The sequence below is a fragment of the Parerythrobacter lutipelagi genome, from assembly GCF_005434975.1.
GTDB lineage: Bacteria > Pseudomonadota > Alphaproteobacteria > Sphingomonadales > Sphingomonadaceae > Parerythrobacter_A > Parerythrobacter_A lutipelagi.
Genome location: NZ_SKCJ01000001.1, coordinates 19,948 through 40,530 on the forward strand (window position 1 = coordinate 19,948; position 20,583 = coordinate 40,530).

Sequence of the window (20,583 nt, forward strand, 5' to 3'; positions counted from 1 at the left end):
TGGCCCTCGTCCCCTCCCCGGTTGAGCGTCACATATCCGGATCGAAGTCCCCGTAATCGTGACCATGGTCCTGCCCCTGATCGGCATCGCGGCCCTGCTTCGCTGCACCGCCAAGAAGCGACTTCTGCTGCTCTTCCTGGAGCCTCTGGTCGGCCTTGCCGCGCGCGACCTGTGCTCGCTGATGCGCTGCGGGATCGGGAATATCGGACCTGGCGGAAGGCACAGCCCGTTGCTCCATGCCGCGGTGCTCCTCAGCTTTCGAAGACAGAGGGAGTTCGGATTGAGCCGGCCGCTGAGGGTCCGATGTCGCCCTTTTCCCTCGCGCATTCGGATCGCGACGCTTCCTTGTCTGGTCCGGTCGAGCCTGATCGCCCTTGTTGCTGCGACGGGTCCGGCGCAGTTCCTTTTTGTCTTCCTTGTCGGCTTTCTTTTCAGCGCTGTCGGTGCGATCGTGCGCATTCCTCATCCGGCGAGGATCACCATCATTGTCGCCTGTTTCAGAGGCTGCTCCGGCACCGCCCCCTGCTCCCTCATTATCATCAGCGTGCCGGGTCTGCGGTGGTAACTTCGGCATATCCCGGGGAATGAAGCCTTCGGCCACCCGAGGCCAGTTGCGCGGTGCGAGAACCACGGGTGCCGCCGGAAATCCTTCGGGAAACTTGATGAAACCATGTAGGTTCTTGAGCTTCATCAGCTCGTCGGGAAGCAGCAGTGGGACGACCTGGCGCCGGGGCGTCAGGCTTACCGCGTCGCGCGCATTGTTATAGCCGTAGCTGTATCCTTCCTCCATCTCGCGAACCTCGCGGTGGCCAATGATATCGGAACACCAGGTGGCGGTCTCGCGATCTGCTGTGCCGAGGATCAGCTTGGTTCGGGCAAGCGAGGACAGGGTCATGGCCATGTTCTCGCCGTAGACATCCTTGAGCTTGGCAAAGGCATGGATCCCGGTGACGATCGCGCCCCCGAAATTGCGCGCGGTCTGGAGGCCCTTCTCGAGCGAAGGCAGGCGATGCAGCGCGCCCAGTTCGTCGATCAGGAACCAGAGCCTGATGTCCCGCGAGCGCTGGCCCGCCATCAGCGTATTGATCGCGGTATCGAGCCACAGGGTGAGCAGCTGCGAGAGCACGCTCATGTCGATGTAGCGCGCGGACAGAAACAGGATAGAGCCCGGTTCACCTGCCCCGTTGACCCACTCGCGGACCGAAAAGGGCGTCCCGTCTTCGGGCAGCATCTGGAGCGCCTTGGCGTTGACATTGAACACTGCACGCACCGATTCCGCCATGCGCGCCGCGCTCGGCGTGCTGATGGGACCGGCCATGGTATCTTCGACGAGACGGTGCAGATCGGAGAGATCGGCGTTCATGAGTTCGTGGGCGAGCGCGGCGTTGGTGCCCCTCCCAGCTTCGGCGAGCTTGAGACAGGTCTCGACGAACAGCGTGCGCGCGGCGAGCACCCAGAACTGTTCGGCACCGCCCCCATCGTGCGGGACGAGGGACTCCGCTGCGGCATGGAATTCGGCACGCGTGGAGCAATCGTTGAACACGCTCCAGGCGGGGCAACGCGCGTCGAGCGGGTTGAGAATGATGTCGCGTTTGGGATCGTAGAAGGTTTCGACAAAGGCCCCAGTAAGATCGAAAATGACCGCACGTTCGCCCCGTTCACGGATCTCCCTGGTAAGCTCGGTTAGGACGACGGTCTTGCCTGTCCCGGTTGTGCCAACAAGCATCGCGTGACTCTGCTCAAGCCGCCAGGGCCAGCTGACCCCGGCCAGATGCGCGGGAGAATAGAAGCCCGCATCCCGCAGCGAAGCCGACCCGGCCAGACGCCAGCGCCAGCCCAACGCATCGCCATACTCGCGGGCACGGGCATCGCGGTTGTGTGCAGCGATCTCGCGGCTAAGGTCGCGCAAGGTAGCAAGCTCCGCCCCGCGTACATGCTTCTTTTGTTTGGACTTCTCGCCGAAGCGTTCGGCAACCCACCAGAAGAGCGCGAAGAGCGGCGCAAGAATGAACCCTGCAAGCCACAAGGCGCTGATGACCGCGCTCTGGAAAAGCGCGACCGCTTCGCGCATCGGCGGGTAATCGGTGACCACGGAAATGGGAAATGCGACGAGGCTACCATCGGCCAGCTTGAGGTTCACAAGCTTGTCCGGATCGAACTCCATGAAGGCATAGCCAGAGGCATAGGCATGCATCCACAGGAGGTAGACCTGGTAGTCATCTAGCGCGCTGCTTACGTCCCAATAGACCAGCCCGAGAACGACCAGGAGTGTCACGATCAGGGGTCCCTTGAGGCCCGCGGCAAACATGAAGCCGAAATGCCCGAGGAGCTGGCTGCCGCGGGTGAAGTTGACGAGATTATGCTTCATCATCGCCTCCCATGGGTCGGGGTGCAACGATACCGAGGCGCTCCAGCCGGCGCTGGTAGGCTGCGACCGTTCTGTCGCGCAGTGTGCTGTCGGGATGATGCGTAAGCAGCGCATCCAATGCGACCGTGATGAAGATGTTCTGGCGCACTGGATCGGTCGCCGGGGTCCTCAGATCAGCTTCGGTTGCGCGCTGCCAGGCATCGAAGATGCAATCGCAAACAACGATACTCGCGCTGACCCTGCGCTCTTCTGCTTGTTTCCTGATCCATTCGGCGATCAGGGGCGTGACATAGGTCACGAACCGGTGGTGTCTTTGCATTTTTCCAAGTTCCTTGTGTTCAAAGAACCTGGCTCACCCTTCGAAAGGCAAGTGCCACTCTAGGCCGCAGCATGGGGTGTAGGAAAACGGAAAATTCACATCGCTTTTCAGCAGATTAAACGGATCTGTGCCGACTCGGCACGGACGAGCGAGCAACTGGACCGCATCCGGCACAGAAGATGACAACGGCGAGATTTCGTGAATTCGCGAAGCATTTTAATGCCTTCCATTGCAGCACCCGCTGCGTACGGTGTGCCAATTCTGTTCCCCATTGTGCGGCGAAATCCAGTGATCATGGTCGCTCCTTTCTCTAAGGCATTTTCCAACTGAGCCCTCGGAGGCGCGAGCATCCAGTTCGCGACCGTAATTGAGCCTGATCTGCGTTTGAATGAATACCACGCACAAGGACCGCACACCCCGCAAAGGCGGCGGCAAAGGAGCGCGTGCGGTGCCCGGGACCGGGGCCTGTCGGTTCCCGCGGCACCGCGCCGGTCCGACCCGCTGTCGTTCGGGCGTGCGTGCGGGGCCCAGAACAAGAAGGCCGCGCCCGCAGGAGCACCGCCGAAGGCGGGGCGGGACCGAGCGCGACCCCAGCCCCGCTCCGCTTTTCGTCCCGCTCCAGTGCCAGCGAACACGAAAAAAGGCAGGAACCGTCACCGGCTCCTGCCCTCGTATGGTCGTCAGTATTCGTCCAGCATGGCTCCATGGACCGTGTGCACCACGCGGCTGGCGAGATGCGCAGGCAGTGCGTTGTAGTCACCCTCGTCCAGGGCGAAGTAGCCCAGGTCTTCATCTTCCACCACGTGCTGGTCGAAGAAACTGTGCTGGGCGCGCCTTTCGGCAACTGCAAGCGCTTCGAAATAGCTGTGCGCGTTCATGTCCAAGGTGCTGAGTGTAGTCATGATATCCTCCTGAAACCTGTCGCTGAGACGACAGGAAACAGGCGGAGGGGCATGGGGCCGGCGGGTCAGGGATCGCCCCGAGGGCGACCGCGAAGCGGCGGTGGGGGCAACGATTTTGTCGGACCGGAGCAAAGCGCAGGGGAGGCAAAATGGTGGGGCCCCGCCGTCCTTGACGCGCCGGCCCCATGCCCATCACCCTTGGAATTCGGTGAGCCAGCCCCCTCCCCCGCTCCGTTACGTAGTGCAAGGGACGACCAGCGCGATTGGACTTTCCTACAGGCTGTGCCCGGGTGCATGTTGATCGAAGGGAGGAACCACCGAGGGGTGCAGGAAAGGAACCCCGATGCCAACCAAACGAAGCGCTGTCGCAGCACTCCGGAAACTCGAGGCCGACCGGCTGGCACTTGCCGAGCGCCAGAAGCTACTTGAAGCTCAAGCCGCCCTAGAACTGGGACGCATCATCCTGGGAACGGGGCTTGAGACCTTCTCGAAGAAGGCGCTCGCAAGAGTTGCCGGAGAGCTCGGAAAGCTCGGTGAAGAGGCGTCTCTGCAGAAGCTGCTTCCACCGGCTCGCTCGTCTCCTCGCACCGAACAGCCATCCGGAGAGTAGGAACAGCAAGAAGGGGCCCTGTCCGGTTGGACAGGACCCCTTCGGGAGGGAGATCGACGGGAGAGTTCAGTCGATCTCGGGAGCATCTTTGTTGTCGTCGTTCTCGCCGGAGCCGTTGCCGCGGGAGAGGAAGTCGACCTTGTCGGCGAGGATTTCGGTGCCGTAGCGGGTGACCCCGTCCTTGTCCTCCCACTGGGTGTAGTGGATGCGGCCCTGGACGCTGACCAGCTGGCCCTTGGAGCAGTACTGGCCGACGGTCTTGGCAAGGCCGTTGAAGCAGGTCACTCGGTGGAACTCGCTTTCCTTGGCGGTGTAGCCGTTCTCGTCCTTGTATGTCTTGCCGTCCTTGTCCCGTGCTGGGCGATCGGTGACGACGGTGATCCCGGTGACGTTGGTGCCGCCCTTGGTCTCGCGGGTGTCGGGCTCGCGGGCGATGCGACCGGTGAGGATTGCGATATTGGTCATGGTGTAAGTCCTTCAGTTCCTCAAACCGGAGACCATCTCCGGCTTGCGAACATCCAGAAGAAGCAGGGCATGGGAGGACTGCACCGCAGGAGCGAAGCTCCAAGGGAAACCTGTTCATGACGGGTGGTGCGGGCAGGCGCGCGAAGCGCGACAACACGGCCGTCAAAGGAACGGGTTGCTGTCCTCAGCTGGCCTGGTTCAGGACTGTTCGCGACAAAAGCCGGATGGGTATCGGGTGCGGGTCTGAAGGCTCGCGTGTTCCCGATGCAATCAGCTTGCCCCATCGTCTTCCGATGCCGCTAGGAGATCCATAAAGTTGCGCGCAGCTTCCCGGTCTTCCTCGTTCTCGAACGCCACATCGAGGTCGGGGGCGGACCCGAACATGTGCAGGAACGACCACAGTGCAAAGCGCTTGCCCCGGTCCTCCTCAAGGCCGAAATCGACCCGGCAATGCTCGATGCCGGCTGCAAATGTGTCGGGAGCAACCGCGGAGAGGTCGGTGGTAGCAAAGTAGCGCTGCAGCAGATCGTCAAGTTGCATGACCTCATGCATAGTCGGGTCGGCGCCGAATGCACATCCAGGCAATTCTCATGCAGATGATGAAGGGCCCCTCAGGACCCGGGAGAGGTGCCCAAGTGGCCACGACGATCGACCACGGTGATCCGGCGCGCCTTGGCATCGATGACGAGCCGTTCGGTCACGCCATTGCCCGGAAAGGCGACAACGTAGCGCGGATTGAGCGAGAGCATCTGCTCGTTGCGCTTGAATCCGGCGCGGGCACCAAGCCGACGATCAAGTGAGTAGGTCAGTTGCTGTACTTCGCGGCGCTCGGCCCAGCTCGCGGCCAGGCGATCGGCACCCTTGCCGTCGCCACCATGAACCAGGAAGAGATCAGGAACCACATCGCGAACCTTGTCCAGCGTCGCCCAAACATTTTCGGCATAACGCTTCGCATCCTCGGCGCTCTCGAAGCTTTGGCGACCACCGGCAAAGACTACCGGAGTGCCCTCCGGAATCAGGGCATGACGCCGGTTCTCCGCGCGTGCGCGGAGGAAATCGCGGGCATCGATCACGGCCGATGTGAGATTTCGCGAATGGTTCGTGCGCGAGCCGGAAACGGGCTTCCACGAGGAACCGGTCTCGTCGCGATAAAGTGCTGCCGTCGCCTCGCGCATTTGCTCGAAGGCCAGCATGCTGGCTTCGGCAGCCTGCGCGCGCTCGACCTGCTCTTCCAGATTGCTCGAATGCACTTCGGATCCATCAGCGGATGCCAGCAGAGTCCGGATCTCGTCGCTGGCCCGATCCAATTGAGCCGACTTACGGCTGGCTGCGCGGTGAAAGAGATTGACCATGCCCCAGGCAATATCCTCGGCATCAGCCTCCAAAGCAGTGTCGGAAAACATCGCGAAAAGGTCGGACCATACGGCGCCAAGTGTCTGGTCGATCGCGTCCTCGCAGGGAAAGTCGGTTGCATTGAATGGGGCGGGCCTGATGCTGAGGCTTGAAAGGTCAAGGCCGCTCAACTGGTCGATGAAGCTGTCGTACATGGGGTGTCTCCTGATCGCGGGGACAAGGAGAGGAGGCACCATTGCCTCGGCCCTGTCCGCCGGAGCCCGATCAGAGCCGGGAGAAGGGGCGAGACGCACCGCGCAGCGGGAAACCTGCGGCCCTAGGCTGGCGCGGGCAACACGGGCCGACGGGCCGCAGGTTGCGGCTCGCCACGACCGGCCCAAGGGCCTCTCCCGGCGGACTGGGATGAGGCAGGATCAGGACCCGCTGTCGCAGGTGGATCGGGAGCGCTCGAAGATCGCTTCACCATTCGAGAACCGCCCAACCAGGCGCAGCTCACCAAACAGGTCGATGAACTTTCCTGACACCTGGGCGAGCCAGTGCCGTGCCCTTGCCGTTCTTGGGATGTAGAAATCCGCCTCCCAGTACCGGGCATCATCGCGTTCGGCGAGCCAGATCGCGGCGAGCCCGCAATAGGTCGATATGCCGCAATCGGCGAAGGCGTTTCGCAGGAGGATGCGGTCCTCGCGGCCGCGCCATCCATCGAAGCGTTCAAAGGAAGGAAAGGTCGCCTTCGTGATATCGATGACCTCGTCGACCAGGCACTCGTAGACCCAGTCGACATCGCCGCCTTCGCCCTCATCAAGCAGGCGAAAGGCCACCACGGAGCCAGTTGGATAGCTGACGGAACGTCCCATCTCACTGCTCCTCAGGCTGCATCAGAGAGATCGATGTCGGCCTCGCTATCGCAGGATTGGTGACCCCCAAGCTCGAGCAACAGGCTTGCCGCTTCCTCGGCCTTGGCCGCAGCGGTCAAGATCGCGCGCTCGTCCGATTTGAGGATCTTGAGCCAAGACGCGATGTAGCTGGCGTGATGGTCGAGATGGGTAACAGGAAGACCCAGTTCTGCCCCGAGAATGGCCGAGGAAAGTTCGGCGATCAGTTCCTCGGCGGCATAGGCGTCGCTGCCGAAGCGGTTCTTGAGATCGCGGTCGAGCCGCGAAGAGTGACCCGTCCAGTGCGAAAGCTCGTGTGCGAGCGTCGCATAGTATTGGTCGTAGGCTTCGAAGAGTTCGGCTGGCGGCATGGTGACCCGGTCGCGCAACGGCTCATAGTAAGCCTGCGCGCCATGGTGGCGCAGGTGTGCGCCGACATGAGCAAAGAAGGTATCAAGGCGATCTTCTCGTCCATAGGGCTCCAGCGCGGCAACCAGTGGCTCTGGATGGTAGAAGTCGGGGAGGCCGTCGCACTGGTCGGCATTGAACACGGCATAGGCCTTGAGCACGCGCCGGTTCTCGGTGTCAGCTTCGCCTTCGGCGCTCTCGACCTCCTTGGTGTAGCTCTTGTAAAAGATTGCGATGGTCGACTTTTCGCCCTTGCGGACCTGTCCGCCGAGCTGCTGGCACTGGCGGTAGGTCATCCAGTAGGGCGAGGCGTAGCCACAGCCATCGGCCACCGTCCACAACCAGAAGGTGTTCATCCCGCGATAGGGGGTCCCGCAGGAGCGTAAGGGCCGCGAAACCGGTACGCCACGCCACGGCTTGACCCAGGGCTTTGTGCCTTGCTCGAGCTTTTCGATGATGGCAGCGGTAATGCGCTGGGCTGGCGAAGTCGAAGCACTGCGGCGATACTTGGTCATGGGAGTTCTCCTGATGGCCGGGACGGACATATCCCGGCTCAGGATGAGCAAAGCTGCCTCCTCTCTCCTTCAATGATGACCGTTATGCGCCCCAATTCTGGTCGTAGGCCGCACATTGCAAGGTGCCCGAAAGCGGACCGCTTGCTTTTCTGATCCGGCAGGCTGCGCCAATTTTGAGTGCTGGGTGGAAACCCGTTGGTCTGTAGCTTGAATTCGCTGGGCTAGCCTTCGCCCGCGAGGCTTTCCAATACCGGGCACCGATCATTGCTCGTGGTGCCACATTGCTCGATCAGTTTAGCGAGAGCGTTCTCCATACGCTCAAGGTCGGCCCGCTTCGCACGGATGTTTGCGAGGTGCTGTTCGGCGATCGATTGCACCTCATCGCAACGCACTTCCTGACCTGGCGTTAAGTCAAGCAATGCCCGCACCTCTTCGAGGGAAAATCCGAGTTCGCGCGCGCGCCGAATGAAGCGGAGGCGCTCCGTGTCGTGAGGACCATAGTCGCGGTAGGCGCCCCTTCTCGGCGGAGCATCGATAACGCCTATCCGTTCGTAATACCGGATTGTCTCGATGTTACACCCGGTCCGCTTCGCCACTTCGCCAATTTTCAAAGCCAACCTCTTGAGTCTGTAGTTGCTACAGACTGTAAATAGGTGTGCGAATCGAGGTTTGCAAAAGGACGATCGATGCGCGGCATCAGCACATGGTGGAACGGATTGGCGACGGGCGGAGGTATCTTTGCAGCCTTCGGGGCAGCTGCATGCTGTGCACTGCCCTTGATGCTCGCGTCGGTGGGTGTGGGCTCGGCGTGGCTTGGCAGCATCTCGCCGGTCCTGGCCCCCTATCGCGTCCCGTTGCTGACCCTGGCGTCGGCTCTTCTTCTCGCTGCGACCCTCCGTTTGCTCTGGCAGTTTCGGCAGGCACGAACATGCCCGGCGGACAGTGCATGCGGATCATCGACTTATCGAGCGCTGACCGCCATAGGAATTGCCATCGGTGCGGCGCTGCTGACAGGTGCCTTCCTCTATGGCTGATCCGATCCTGATCTCGCGCTTGCGCTGTCCCGAATGCGGTCATGAGGAGGACATGGAAATGCCGACCAACGCTTGCCTGTTCTTCCATAACTGCGCGGGTTGCGGCGTTCGCCTTCAGCCGCTCCAAGGCGATTGCTGCGTGTTTTGCTCGTACGGCACCGTTCCCTGCCCCCCAATACAGGAAGGGGATTGCTGCCATGGCTGAGGCTTTCGATTTCGTCGCCATCGGATCGGGAACTGCTGCGCAGGTCGCGGTCCACCAGATGGCCAACGCCGGGAAGCGCTGCGCGGTTATCGATTATCGGCCTTACGGTGGCACATGTGCGCTTCGAGGGTGCGACCCGAAAAAGATGATGGTGAGCGGAGAGGAAGCGCTCGCGGCATACAGGCGAATGAAGGGGAAGGGCATCAAGGGCTCGGTTTCAATTGATTGGGCCGACCTCCAGGCATTCAAGCGCAGCTTTACCGACCCCGTCCCTGAAAAGCAGGAAGCTCGCTACGAGCGTAAGGGCGTCGCGACTTTTCACGGCGCGGCACGCTTTGCTGGCCCCGACAGGATCGTGATAGGCGACCGGGAACTGAGTTTCTCGCACGCTCTTATCGCAACGGGAGCAGAGCCTCGACCGCTTGGGATCGAAGGTGAGGAATTGCTGATTCACAGCGATGCATTCCTAGAACTCAAAACCCTTCCAGATCGGATCGTATTCGTCGGCGGCGGATACATTGCCGCAGAATTTGCCCACCTCGCCGCGCGCGCCGGTGCAAAGGTCACAATCTTCCAACGAGGCCGCATTCTGAAAGCCTTCGACCCTGACACGGTCGATTGGCTCATGCCAAGTTTCGATGATCTCGGCATCGAAATTGTGGACGCTGAAGTGGACCGCGTAACGAAGAAAGGCAGCGTGCTGACCGTCCATGCTGGCGACCGCAGGATCGAAGGGAGCCTGGTGGTGCACGCTGCCGGAAGAATCCCTGCGATCGGCTCGCTCGATCTGGAGGCGGGAGACGTCGCCTGTGACGCGGGTCGCTTGGCACTTACCGCCCAGCTACGGAGCCAAAGTAACCCCAAGGTCTTCGCGGCAGGTGACGCTGCTGCAAATGGCCCGCCACTGACTCCAGTCTCCAGTAACGATGCCAAGGTCGTGGTAGAAAACATACTCGATGATACCGGTCGAACTCCGAACTATCGAGGGGTGCCAAGTGCACTTTTCACGGAGCCGCCGGCGGCCAGGGTCGGAATGCTGGAAAGCGAGGCGCGTGAGGCAGGGCTGGATTTCACGGTGCATGCTGGCTCGCACCCTGGTTGGTTCTCGGCGAGGCGGCTGAACGAAGAGATCTACGGCCACAAGCTGCTGGTCGAGAACGGAACGGGACGCATCCTTGGAGCCCACTTGGTCGGCCCTGACGCCGACGAGCTCGTCAATATCTTCGGCTTGGCCATGCGCCATGGGCTAAACGCGGACGACATCAAATCTACCATGTTCGCTTATCCGACGGCGGCCTCCGATGCAGGGTATATGTTGGGATGAGCAACGCGGAAGCCACCAACAAGCGTGACTTGGCCGCCAACCGTCTGCACCGTATCCTAATCTGGGGCGTGCCGTTTGCGGCGCTAATCGGCCTAAACTTTACCGCAGAACTTCTGCAACCGAACGAGAGGGTGGAAATCGCGGCGGTGCTGTTCCTATGGATGGGGGCGGCGTGCTCGTTAAACGCTTTGCGTTGCCGTCGGCTTCACTGCATGATCGCAGGGCCAGCATTTCTGATTGGTGCTGCGCTTTTTGCCATGGTGGCATTCGGCTTGGCTGATTTCGGGAAACACGGTCCAAGCGTCATCATCTGGGTCACGTTTGGGGTAGTTGCTGGCAGCTTTATCGCCGAACGGATAGCAGGGAAGTATTGGCGAAGACCGGCGTAAGCTCAGGTTTCTGTTCACAGCGAAATAGAAACGAGACCCTCTCCACCAAGAACCTTTTCAAAGCGAACACGAGCGGGTGGTCTCGATCAAGCAGACTGCCGTCTGCTTCTGCTGCGCAGTCGCCTGGGAGCGGACTGTTAGCAACCGGCCCAAAATTTGACATGGAAAAGGCGGCCCGTCCCGATTGGGACGGACCGCCCGCCGAGTGACCTGGACCTGTCAGGAGGGGTCAGGCAGCCTGCTCGGCAATTTCGTCAGTTGCTTCCACGTTGGCCGCCTCGTCGCCTCCGTGGTCCGCCAGTTCGGCTTCTTCAGAACCGGCGAAACGCATTATAGGTGGAACCCAGGCCTGCGCCCGTTCCTTGACCTCGGGCTCGCCAATGAAGTTCCCGGAGAAGATGCGCTCGGCAGCGCTCGCCAGTTCGGCCTTCTTCGATGCGGCATAGCGACTGACGAGTTCGGGACCGCCGGCGCCATCGAGCGCTTCGAGCGTGCGAGCCTTGGCCACGCGGTCGAAGTAGTTGGCCGCCGTGGGACGCCACCAATGCGCGGTCTCGATTTCAAGTAACGAGCCAAGCGCCTCGTGCAGCGGCACCGAACGTTCGCCTTCGCACGCAAGGCTTGCAACTAGAGTGCGCGAGACGACATGGCCGAGCCAGGCCGAACGCGCCTCATCGGAAAGCGCCCGGAACCTCGCAAACCGCTTCACGTCGCATTCACCAGCACGCCAGCTTTCATCGAGCGACCCGGCAAACTCGGCCAGGGCAGCGCTCGCCGGCGCATCCTTGGCCTCAAACCCGGTGACCGGGCCGGAAGCGACAGAGCCGACCAGCGTCGACGCTTTCTTGGCGCGCCAGTCATGTCCATCGACATCGGCAAGCGTGAAGACCATGAAGTCGAGCGCCAGTGCCGGATCGTTGGCGAGATGGATCGCAAGGATGTCGCGGCGCTGCATGGCCAGTTCGTCGAGCAGGCGCTGGGACAGCGAGCTGCCCTTGGGCTTCGCCGCACCGCTCTCTTCAATGGCCTCGATCACGCCTTCGTCAGCGATGACTTCGGTCTCGGTGTAGAACTGCGGGACCAAGGTCGGCTCGCCATTGCGCGAGAGGACTAGGAAGGCACCAGCCTCGGATTTCAGTTCGTCAGCGAGGACCGGCGGCCGGTCATTGAGCGCGCGCATGGCGCGGTCGATGACGACGAGTTCCTGTTCGGCCTTGGCGACCTCGTCCTCGTCGCTGTCTTCGTCTTCGAGCACGGCGGCGACGCGGTCGTAGTCGGCCTCGAGCTCACCGAGCTCCTGCGCTTCCTGCTCGGTCATTGGCGCAGGCTCGCAGGGCAAGCGACCGAGACCTTCAACAAGGTCGTGGCTGACGTAGTTGCCAAGCGTCGGCCGGACCCAGGCAAGGCCAAATTCGAGCGCGGTCTTTTCTGCGGCTTCGTCCATGGCCTTGTGCGCGAGGTCTTCGAGCAGCGCGACATCGATCCAGCTCTCGCTGGCGTCATCGTCGAACAGTTCGCGCTCAATCCGGCCGCCTGCGGCGAGATAGGCATCGCGTCCGACAAGCACGGCCCGCGGATCGGAACCACGCACCGTGGCATCAAGCACCATGCGGCGGATCGTGTCAGGCGTGATCTGGTACCAGGCATCCTGCAGCTCGGCATAGACATGCGCCTGGCGCTCGACGTCGGAGATCGCGCCGTAGGCCTTGGCCATGTCGAGCGTGATCGTGCCTTCGGCGAGCGCTTCGAAGACGCAGGGTGCCAGACTTGCCAAACGCAGGCGCCCTTCGACGAACCGGACGGTGAGGCCGAAGCGTCGCGCTACGTCTTCCGTCGTAGCTCCTGCTTCGATGATGGAGGCGAAGGCCTGCGCCTCGTCGGCCGGGTTCATCGCGAGTCGCTGGAAGTTCTCGGCGAGGCTGGCTTCGCGCACTTCGCTTTCCTCGCCTTCGATCACGAGGCAGGTGACTTCGTGCGTGTCAGGCAAGGTGCCCTCTTCGGCCAGCGCCTGCAGCGCGGCGAGACGGCGACCGCCGGCCTCGACTTCGAATTTGCCGCGCTTTCCTTTGCGCACGACGAGGTTCTGCAGCAGGCCGCGCGCAGCAATGTCTGCCCGCAGCTGGAGGTCGGCCAGCACGTCGCTCGACTTGCGAACGTTGCGCGGGCTCGGGACGAGCTTCTTCAAGGGAATCGAATGGATCATGGGTGTTCTCCTGATGGAATGAAGGCGCAGGTGAGGATCACGAGGCCCACAAGCCCAAAGGGCTCCCTCCACTCTCATTCTGAGATTGGGGTCTGCCCTAAGGATCAGGCGGCAAGCGCGGGGAGGACCGACGAGGCTCTCGACACCGGGACGAACAGCCGCGTGCGGTAGCGGATGATCTCGGTGAAGCAGCCCTTGTTCTTGTACCAGTCGAGCCGATCGGGGGAGAAGCCGATCAGTTCAAGGCGCTGTTCGCCGCCGACCAGCGAGCGTTTCACGGTGAGTGGATCATGGCTAGCAAGGCCCAGCGGTTTGCCGCTGGCAATCACAAGCGCGCCGATCTGTTCTGCCGATGGTCCGGTAACCCCGGATAGACCAAAGGTATCGGCGATCGCAGCGAGATCGATATCGAGCACTTCGCGACCGATGATCGACTGACCATCTTCGGCAACGAGCCGGGTGACCCGAACATGATCGCCTGGGAGGCGCTTCCAGACCGGAAGCAGAAGTCCGGTAGCGAAATGGACTCGCTCAGTGACCGGTGATTTGGCCGCCTCTTCTTCCTCGGCCCGCCAGGCGCTGGTGAACGCAGAGACGCCAATTTCCTCCCAGTGGCTCTCAGCGAGTGCCTCAAGGGTCCAGTTCGCGGACTTGAGCGGGCGCAGCAGGCGCCTGCGTTCAATCACGGCCCCGTCGTCGGCGATGAGGCGACGGGCTGGAACCGACAGCGCGACCTTGCCTGACCGCATATTGCGCATCGGGATCGCGTGCCGACTGCCGATCTCGTGCATCCGCACCAGGCGCTGCAATTGCAGAGGCCGAAGGTGCCTCGTCACTTCGAGCGAGACGAGGCGGGTCTCGGCTCGGGTCACGGGATCGGTGCGCAGGAGTTCATCTGCCAGGACCGTAAAATGATCGACCCTCACGGTTTCCAGTCCCTGGTCGAGCGTTCCGGCCTCGCGCGCAGCTTCGATCCGCGCTTCGACAAGTCCGAGATACTCCTCGAAGATCGCGTTCTGGAGCGCGATCGGCAGCGCAAGAATGCGGTTGAGCCAGCGTTGGATCGTGGGGAGATTGTCGGTCAGTCCACCATCTGGACTTTCGAGCCGGAGGCCCGTTCGCTCGACGAAGTTGCCGAATGTGGTGGCTTCGAGCCTGCCGTCATAAAGCAGCTGGAACCATCGGGTGAGCGCGTCGCGCGCATAGTCGCTTTCGAGATTGTCTGCCGGGTCGAACAGGTTTTGTCCGCCGGTCTGGCGCTGGCCGCGCGTCAGCGCGCCTAATGCGTCGAGCCTTCGCGCAATGGTCGATATGAACCGGCGCTCGCCCTTCACGTCGGTGGTTACCGGCCGGAACAGCGGAGCCGAGGCCTGGTTGGTGCGGTTGGTACGACCGAGACCCTGGATAGCGTTGTCGGCGCGCCAGCCCGGCTCGAGCAGGAAATGGACCCGGCGTTGCTGGTTCCGGCAGCCGAGGTCGGCATGGTAGGAACGCCCCGTACCGCCCGCATCCGAGAAGACCAGGATGCGCTTGGTCCCTTCCATGAAGCTTTGGGCTTCGGCGACATTGGCGCTGGGGCTACGCCGTTCGAGGCGCTGCTCACCATCGCGGCCCAGGACAAGCCTGCGGGTCCGGCCCGTGACTTCGGCCACGGCGTCGGTTCCGAAATGTTCGATAATCGCATCGAGCGCAGTGGCGATGGGCGGCAGTGCGCAAAGCTGTTCGATCAGCGCATCGCGCGCAGCAATTGCGCGCGGGCAGAAAACGGGATTGCCGTGCTCGTCGCTCATCGCTTCGGAACGCAAATTGCCCTCCTCGTCAGTGAAGACCTGCATCAGGCGCACTGGAAAGCTCTTCGCCAGATAATCGATGACGTATTCACGCGGGGACAGATCGATATCGAGAGCTTCGCGTTCTTCCACGGTAAGGTCGGCAAGGCGCCGGTCGAGCATGGCCTCGGCGGTCGAGACCAGCTGCACGACAACCGAATGCTCTTCGCCAAGCGCTACTTCCATCGCGGGGATCAGGCTCGGCAATTTCATCGAAAGCAGGAGCTGGGCAAAGAAGCGCTGCTTGGTGCCTTCGAAGATCGATAGCGCCGCAGTCTTGGCATTGCGGTTGAGCGTGTCGCCGCTGTCCTCGTCGACCACGCGGGTTGCTTCGAGCGCCGCTTCGAGGTTGCGGTGGATGATCGCCCAGGCATCAGCATAGGCATCGTAGATCCGTACCTGTGCTTCGGTCAGGCTATGTTCGAGGATGTCGTACTCGACCCCGGCGAAGGACAGCGCACGGGCAAGATAGAGGCCCTGGGCCTTGAGATCACGGGCGACGAGCTCCATCGCCGCGACGCCGCCAGCGCGGATCTCGGTCATGAATGCCTCGTGGGTCGGAAAAGCGGTCTCGGGTCCCCAAAGGCCGAGGCGGGAAGTGTAACCGAGGTTGGCAATATCCGAAGCGCCAGTGGCAGAAGCATAGAGCACGCGGGCGCGCGGGAGATGGTTCTGCAGCCTGAGGCCCGCCATCCCTTGTTCGGAGCCCTTGGCCTTGCCGCGGATTGAAGAGCCCCCGAGCGCATTGGCCATGGCGTGGGCTTCGTCGAAAGCGATCACGCCATCGAAATCCTCGCCCGCCCAGGCAAGGATCTGGTCGAGCCGCGTATCGTCGGCGCGCCCCGAGCGCAGCGTCGGGTAGGTGACGAAGAGAATGCCTTCGGACATCGTGACGGGCTGGCCGAGTTTCCAGCGCGAGAGCGGCTGGAGATCGAGCGGCAGCCCGCCAAGCGCTTCCCAGTCGCGGCGTGCATCTTCGAGCAGCGCCTCGTTCTTGGTGATCCAGACATGGCGGCGCTCGCCTGCGAGCCAGCGATCCATGATGACTGCGGCGATCTGTCGTCCCTTGCCCGCTCCGGTTCCGTCGCCGAGGAAGAAGCCCTGTCGGTAGGCGTGCCCATTCCCCGACAATTCGAGCGAGGTGCCTTCCTGGCTGACCTTGAAGCGCCCCGGGAGATCGCGTGCGAATGCCTGGGCAGCATAGACCAGTGTCTCGCATTGCGCTTCGGACAAGAGGCCATTGGCCTGCCAATTTGCGGGGAGACGCGGGCTAACGTTCGGCTGCGGAGCCGCAACCGACCCCATGGCGACCGATTCCACGAGTGGGGTGGGATGAACCGGCGCGCCTTCGAAAGCGATTCGGCTTGGCCGGTAAGGTAGGTAGATGCCTGTCTGTTCGGGCACCGGCGCGGGTTCGGCGAGGACCGAATAGGTGAGGTCGATCGCATTCGCTGCGGCTTTTGATGTCGCTGCGAAAGGCGCCAACGGCCGGACCGGCGTGCGTTGGTTCGAAGTCTTGCCAACGAGGCGCAATGGTTTTCCGACTGGCAGGCGATGGAGGTTGGCGGATATATTCGCCCTTGGCGAAAGCTTCGTGACAAGCGCGTGGAGCGCGATCAGGTCGCAGGTATCCCCGTTGATTGCGGGCGAAGACGCAGTCGGCGTCTTGTCGATGACGACCAGGCGAACGGCAATCCCCGTCCCTGTCCGGCGAAACATCTGCTGCAAGCGAACATGGAGGAGCAGCGACGCTTCTTGCTGTGACTTGGCGAAAGTGGAAGCATCGAAGCCTTCGGGCATGATGGCGACTATCCTTGCGCCACTGGCCGCGGCCCGGATTGCACTACGAAGGTGGCGCTGCGCCGTCTCGCCATCCTTGCCGCGTTCTTGGCTACGCGCGAACGGCGGATTCATCAGGACGACCGACGGAATGGGGCCGCGATGCAGGTCGGCGATCAGTTCCCCGTCATGCGCAGTGATCGTGGCCGAAGGGAAGATGTGGGCCAGACCATCTCGTCTTGCCGGATCGATCTCGTTGAGGAGCAGCGAAGCATTCTGGAGGGAGCTCCAGAGAGCGAGGGCGCCATTGCCGGCGGATGGTTCGAGGAGTGTGTCTTGCGCGCATAAAGCTGCAGCCTTCGCCATCAGCCAAGCCAGCATCGGCGGGGTCGAGAACTGCTGGAGCTCGACCTGTGTTTCGCTGCGCACATGCCGCGGCGGCAAGGCTGCTTCGAGCCAGTCGAGCCGCGCGTCGGCTTCGTGCACGCTTGTTGCCAGATCGATGCATGAGGACTCCCTAAGCCAGAGCAGTGCGCCGATCTCGACCGCGTTGTTGTAGTCATCGATGGTCCAGGCGCTTCCCCAGTCCGGGGTGCCGGCCTCTTCGGCGAACAGCCCGGAAATGTCGGCACGGGTAAGATGCCGTCCCGAAGCGAGTAGTTCGGCAACTCGGGTGCCGATAGCGTAGGCCAAAGGCATTGACGGCAACTGCTCGCCGGTGGGAAACAGGTCTGATTGAAACATGGCAATTCGTCCTCCTGATGAAGGCATCGGGACACGCCCTCTGCCGGATCAGGAATTCGAGAAGCCCTCTCTCCTCTACGGCGCCGCCTTGCGGCGCAGCCATGCCGTGAGTTCGTCGTTCCAATCGGTGTCGCGTGATGACGGTTTGCGGACATGTACCGTGCGTCCATCGCAAGCATAGGCGGACAGGCCACGCGACGCAGCCAGCTCGCCGCCAGCGTCGTGATCGACGAAGAGATGAAGCTCGGTCACGCTCTCGGGCACACTGACGAGGCCGAAGCGCTCATTCCCGAGGGTCGCCCAGACGGGGACACCGGTGAGAGCATAAGCCGACATTGCGCTTTCAATGCCTTCAGCAAGGCCGAGCTTGCCAGAGGCCGGAGCGAAGAGGCGGACAGCAGATTCACCGAGCGCGCCAAGCGCGCGTTTCGGCTTGTCGAAAGCGGCCTTGGTATTGCCCGAAAGGAACGTGCGATGGACGGCGACCGGCCCCTCGTCGAGGCTGACTGCCGCGATCAGGGCGGGCAAAAAGCGGGTCCGTCCTTTTGGACCAAGCGGCGTTCGTGGATGGAAGCGGAGCGCTGGAGATGCGGCGAGGATGCCGCGGCTCTCAAGATATTCCTTTGCCGGACTGGCACGCAGTGGCTGTGCATCGCGCCAGATCCTCAGCGCTGCCGCCGAGGGTTTGCGGGTGCTGGTCGGTTCGGGGCCGTTGGTGGTCGCAGAAGCTGAAAAAAGCGCCGGTGCCTCGAATCCTTCACGCGCCAATGCAGACAACACGCTCTGCTGATCGCATCCCGCAAAGCAATGGAAGAGGATGGCCTGTCGGCCGAGCGACACACCGAGTGACGGCGTGCGATCATCATGCGCAGGGCAGCAGGCCATGCCCTTGGTGCCGGACCACTTGCCGCCCCGGCTTTCGCAGATCTTGCGGGCGGTGTCCTCAAGCGAGGTACGTGACAGGGTTGAATTCGAAACGGGCATACCGGCTCCATCGCCTCACAATTGCCCCTCCAACCGACCCTCTCTCCTCTCGGATAAGCACGCAAAAAAGCGTTTTCCTACACCTATTTGTTCTATTTATGTTCTCTTGCAGATCGAGGCAAGGTGAAAGGTTATGCGATGCGAATGTATCTGGTGGCCTGCGGTTGCGGTGCGCTACCGATTGCGATAGCGATAGCGATTTCCGGGTCTGCGCGGGCGCGGGAGTTTCAAGTCTTCGACCATGACCTCAGCAAAGTTGAGGTTACAACCGACAAAGGTCTTGGCTTTAACCCGACTGCAATCGACTTGGCCAAACCAGAAGGCGGCAAGGCTTATATCGATAGAAGCTTCAAGGAAGCTTTGTACGAGCCACTCATCCGGCAAGCTGAAGCGCGATACCAATTACCGCCTCGACTGCTTCAGGCCCTGATTTGGCAGGAATCGCGGTTCAACCCGATGGCGATCAGTCCGGCTGGCGCCGCTGGTCTCGCTCAACTGATGCCGGGAACGGCAAGAGAACTCGGTGTCAGCAATCGCCACGATCCGGCTCAGAACATCGACGGTGGCGCGCGGTATCTGAAGCAGATGCTAGAGCGCTTTGGTGCGATCCATCTCGCGCTGGCCGCCTACAACGCTGGACCCGGCGCCGTGTCGCGAGCCGGCGGGATACCGAAAAATCGGGAAACGCCTGGATATGTGAAGAGCGTTATCGACCGATGGATGGCATACAGCTCGATATGACTACGAATCGGAAAAGGATCAGCGGACGGCTCGAGCATCTTCCTCGGGGAGCTGCAATTGTAACCGATGCCGGTGATCACTGGGTTCTTGAAGACTATGAACCCTCAAACGATGACTTCGGATTTGAAGTTACCGCAGAGGGTATTGTCGTCGGGTTCGACCGGCTTCGCGTCGAATGGCTTGGTCAGGTGTCCGCTTAGGAGCAGGTCAAGCGGCCCTCAAGACCGCAATGTTTTGCGGCTTGCCGCCGATGGAGTCGAGGAAGTCTGCCCAATCCTGCAACATTGCACGCCGAGGAGCGAGATATTCGGCAGCATTGTATGCTCCGCGAACTTCGTTTTCTTCGCTGTGTGCCAATTGCAGTTCGACCCAGTCTTCATGATATCGACGGATCCACATCGGGGGATCGCCGACCTCGACAAGCTGCTCATTCGCCCAGGTGCTCGCCAGACCCCTGAAGCCGTGAACAGTTTGCCGCCCGTGGTAACCGAGCCGATAGAGGCCATAGATCATCGTATTCTCTGAGAGCGGCATCTTGGGCTTCTGGCCTGGAAAGACGTATTTACCTTCGGACTTGCTGATCAAATCCTGAGCAAGAGAAGCGGCTTGTCGCGACAGTGGCACGATATGCTCGCGGCCCATTTTCATCCGGTCAGCGCCAATGCGCCATACTGGTGAAGGTCCACCCATATCTTCGAACTCGTGCTTCTTGGCGAATCGAAGCTCCTTCGTCCGCACCCATGTAAGAAGAGCGAAATTCAATGCTGCCCGGGTAATCTCGGAGCGTCTCTCACCCTCTTCTTGATATTGCCCGATCTTAATCATCAGCTCGGGTAGCTGCGCGAGAGGTAGCTTCGCCATATGCTTGACCCGAGGCCGTGGCTTCAGTGCCCCGCGAAGATGCGCAGTAGGGTCGGAATCACAAAGGCCGCTGGCAATAGCGAACTGGAACACCTGTCCAATACATTGCTTTGCCCGCCGACTGATGTCGAGCGCGCCGCGCTCTTCGATTTTCCGAATGACCTTTAGCACTTCTGGTGGAGTGATCTCATGCATCATGAGCTCGCCCAAGTCAGGAAACACATCCTGGTCCATGCGTGACCAGACACGCTTCGCATGCGCGGGATCGAGACTACTTGCTCTGTTCTGATGCCACATGGTGGCGATCGCCCTGAAGGTCTTGGCCTCTTCGAAGTCCCGACCCGGTTTGTGGACCATCGGGTCCCTGCCCTCAGCCAGCACACCTTTGGCAACTTTCTTGAGTTCTCTTGCTGCCGCTATTCCTACTTCGGGATAGGCGCCGAAAGAAAGCAGCTTCTCCTTACCGTGGTAACGGTATTTCAGCCGCCAGAGCTTCGAGCCGTTCTTTTGAACAAGGAGGAATAGACCCTCCCCATCCGCAAGCTTGTATGGGCGCTCTGCCGCCTTCGCTTTTTTGATCTGAATCTCACTCAAGGCCATTGGGGGTATCGCTCCTTTTCGCTACCCCCGGAAAATACCCCCAAAATACCCCCACACCAAATCCGGCTTCAAGCGAAT

General features: G+C 61.5%; 20 protein-coding genes. 7 read left to right on the forward strand and 13 right to left on the reverse strand.

Features of this window, described 5'->3' with window-relative positions; translation table 11 throughout:
* Window positions 1-28: 28 nt before the first annotated feature.
* From E0502_RS00090 to E0502_RS00100, 3 genes are all read right to left on the reverse strand, one after another.
* Window positions 29-2,368, reverse strand: coding sequence for a type IV secretion system DNA-binding domain-containing protein (locus tag E0502_RS00090; protein WP_137675993.1), 2,340 nt, complete (start codon window positions 2,366-2,368; stop codon window positions 29-31).
* On the reverse strand, window positions 2,358-2,687 hold the full coding sequence (locus E0502_RS00095) for a hypothetical protein (protein ID WP_029140019.1): 330 nt from the start codon (window positions 2,685-2,687) through the stop codon (window positions 2,358-2,360). The genes E0502_RS00090 and E0502_RS00095 overlap by 11 nt, the downstream gene beginning before the upstream one ends.
* A 680-nt stretch (window positions 2,688-3,367) precedes the next feature.
* Window positions 3,368-3,589: a hypothetical protein gene (locus E0502_RS00100; protein WP_029140018.1), complete on the reverse strand. Its 222-nt coding sequence runs from the start codon at window positions 3,587-3,589 to the stop codon at window positions 3,368-3,370.
* Between the two features lie 343 nt (window positions 3,590-3,932).
* Here E0502_RS00100 and E0502_RS00105 point away from each other — a divergent pair, with 343 nt between their 5' ends.
* On the forward strand, window positions 3,933-4,199 hold the full coding sequence (locus E0502_RS00105; RefSeq protein WP_083825588.1) for a DUF6437 family protein: 267 nt from the start codon (window positions 3,933-3,935) through the stop codon (window positions 4,197-4,199).
* Window positions 4,200-4,265: 66 nt separating this feature from the next.
* Here the strand turns inward: E0502_RS00105 and E0502_RS00110 are convergent, their stop codons facing one another.
* The 6 genes from E0502_RS00110 to E0502_RS00135 all read right to left on the reverse strand — a co-directional run bounded on the left by E0502_RS00110 (window position 4,266) and on the right by E0502_RS00135 (window position 8,423).
* Complete coding sequence (locus tag E0502_RS00110) at window positions 4,266-4,664, reverse strand: single-stranded DNA-binding protein (protein ID WP_011413783.1); 399 nt, start codon at window positions 4,662-4,664, stop codon at window positions 4,266-4,268.
* A gap of 270 nt (window positions 4,665-4,934) precedes the next feature.
* Window positions 4,935-5,204 (reverse strand): hypothetical protein, encoded by a 270-nt coding sequence (locus E0502_RS00115; protein WP_090481660.1) that lies wholly within the window; start codon window positions 5,202-5,204, stop codon window positions 4,935-4,937.
* Window positions 5,205-5,275: 71 nt separating this feature from the next.
* Complete coding sequence (locus E0502_RS00120) at window positions 5,276-6,211, reverse strand: DUF2493 domain-containing protein (protein ID WP_090481505.1); 936 nt, start codon at window positions 6,209-6,211, stop codon at window positions 5,276-5,278.
* Window positions 6,212-6,430: 219 nt separating this feature from the next.
* Window positions 6,431-6,871, reverse strand: coding sequence for a hypothetical protein (locus E0502_RS00125; RefSeq protein ID WP_090481503.1), 441 nt, complete (start codon window positions 6,869-6,871; stop codon window positions 6,431-6,433).
* 11 nt (window positions 6,872-6,882) lie between these two features.
* Entirely contained in the window at window positions 6,883-7,812 is a 930-nt protein-coding gene (locus E0502_RS00130; RefSeq protein WP_090481500.1) for an ArdC family protein, read from the reverse strand.
* Window positions 7,813-8,033: 221 nt separating this feature from the next.
* Window positions 8,034-8,423, reverse strand: coding sequence for a MerR family transcriptional regulator (locus E0502_RS00135; protein ID WP_007163748.1), 390 nt, complete (start codon window positions 8,421-8,423; stop codon window positions 8,034-8,036).
* Between the two features lie 75 nt (window positions 8,424-8,498).
* On the opposite strand from E0502_RS00135, the gene E0502_RS00140 reads away from it, so the two are divergent.
* From E0502_RS00140 to E0502_RS00155, 4 genes are read left to right on the forward strand one after another with little or no spacing between them, the layout of a single operon-like run.
* Window positions 8,499-8,846: a mercuric transporter MerT family protein gene (locus E0502_RS00140; protein ID WP_007163747.1), complete on the forward strand. Its 348-nt coding sequence runs from the start codon at window positions 8,499-8,501 to the stop codon at window positions 8,844-8,846.
* Entirely contained in the window at window positions 8,839-9,051 is a 213-nt protein-coding gene (locus E0502_RS15370) for a GDCCVxC domain-containing (seleno)protein (RefSeq protein ID WP_081432306.1), read from the forward strand. The genes E0502_RS00140 and E0502_RS15370 overlap by 8 nt, the downstream gene beginning before the upstream one ends.
* The gene (locus E0502_RS00150) at window positions 9,044-10,375 is read left to right on the forward strand and encodes a dihydrolipoyl dehydrogenase family protein (RefSeq protein WP_011414915.1); all 1,332 of its coding nucleotides are present in this window, start codon (window positions 9,044-9,046) and stop codon (window positions 10,373-10,375) included. The genes E0502_RS15370 and E0502_RS00150 overlap by 8 nt, the downstream gene beginning before the upstream one ends.
* Complete coding sequence (locus tag E0502_RS00155; RefSeq protein ID WP_011414916.1) at window positions 10,372-10,764, forward strand: hypothetical protein; 393 nt, start codon at window positions 10,372-10,374, stop codon at window positions 10,762-10,764. The genes E0502_RS00150 and E0502_RS00155 overlap by 4 nt, the downstream gene beginning before the upstream one ends.
* Before the next feature lie 229 nt (window positions 10,765-10,993).
* Here E0502_RS00155 and E0502_RS00160 read toward each other — a convergent pair whose 3' ends face one another.
* The 3 genes from E0502_RS00160 to E0502_RS00170 all read right to left on the reverse strand — a co-directional run bounded on the left by E0502_RS00160 (window position 10,994) and on the right by E0502_RS00170 (window position 18,303).
* The gene (locus E0502_RS00160) at window positions 10,994-12,967 is read right to left on the reverse strand and encodes a ParB/RepB/Spo0J family partition protein (RefSeq protein ID WP_011413774.1); all 1,974 of its coding nucleotides are present in this window, start codon (window positions 12,965-12,967) and stop codon (window positions 10,994-10,996) included.
* A 104-nt stretch (window positions 12,968-13,071) separates the two neighbouring features.
* A complete protein-coding gene (locus tag E0502_RS00165) occupies window positions 13,072-17,319 on the reverse strand; it encodes a strawberry notch-like NTP hydrolase domain-containing protein (RefSeq protein ID WP_137675994.1) in 4,248 nt (1,415 codons plus the stop codon).
* A gap of 75 nt (window positions 17,320-17,394) precedes the next feature.
* Window positions 17,395-18,303, reverse strand: a complete 909-nt coding sequence (locus E0502_RS00170) for a DUF7146 domain-containing protein (RefSeq protein WP_011413771.1) — start codon at window positions 18,301-18,303, stop codon at window positions 17,395-17,397.
* A gap of 144 nt (window positions 18,304-18,447) precedes the next feature.
* Between E0502_RS00170 and E0502_RS00175 the strand changes: the two genes are divergently transcribed.
* Together E0502_RS00175 and E0502_RS00180 are read left to right on the forward strand one after the other, a co-directional pair.
* Entirely contained in the window at window positions 18,448-19,044 is a 597-nt protein-coding gene (locus tag E0502_RS00175; protein WP_137677443.1) for a lytic transglycosylase domain-containing protein, read from the forward strand.
* The gene (locus tag E0502_RS00180; RefSeq protein WP_081432275.1) at window positions 19,041-19,244 is read left to right on the forward strand and encodes a DUF5818 domain-containing protein; all 204 of its coding nucleotides are present in this window, start codon (window positions 19,041-19,043) and stop codon (window positions 19,242-19,244) included. The genes E0502_RS00175 and E0502_RS00180 overlap by 4 nt, the downstream gene beginning before the upstream one ends.
* 7 nt (window positions 19,245-19,251) lie before the next feature.
* Here the strand turns inward: E0502_RS00180 and E0502_RS00185 are convergent, their stop codons facing one another.
* Window positions 19,252-20,505 carry a tyrosine-type recombinase/integrase gene (locus E0502_RS00185; protein ID WP_011413769.1) on the reverse strand — a complete coding sequence of 418 codons (1,254 nt, stop codon included), beginning with the start codon at window positions 20,503-20,505 and terminating at the stop codon, window positions 19,252-19,254.
* Window positions 20,506-20,583 lie beyond the last annotated feature (78 nt).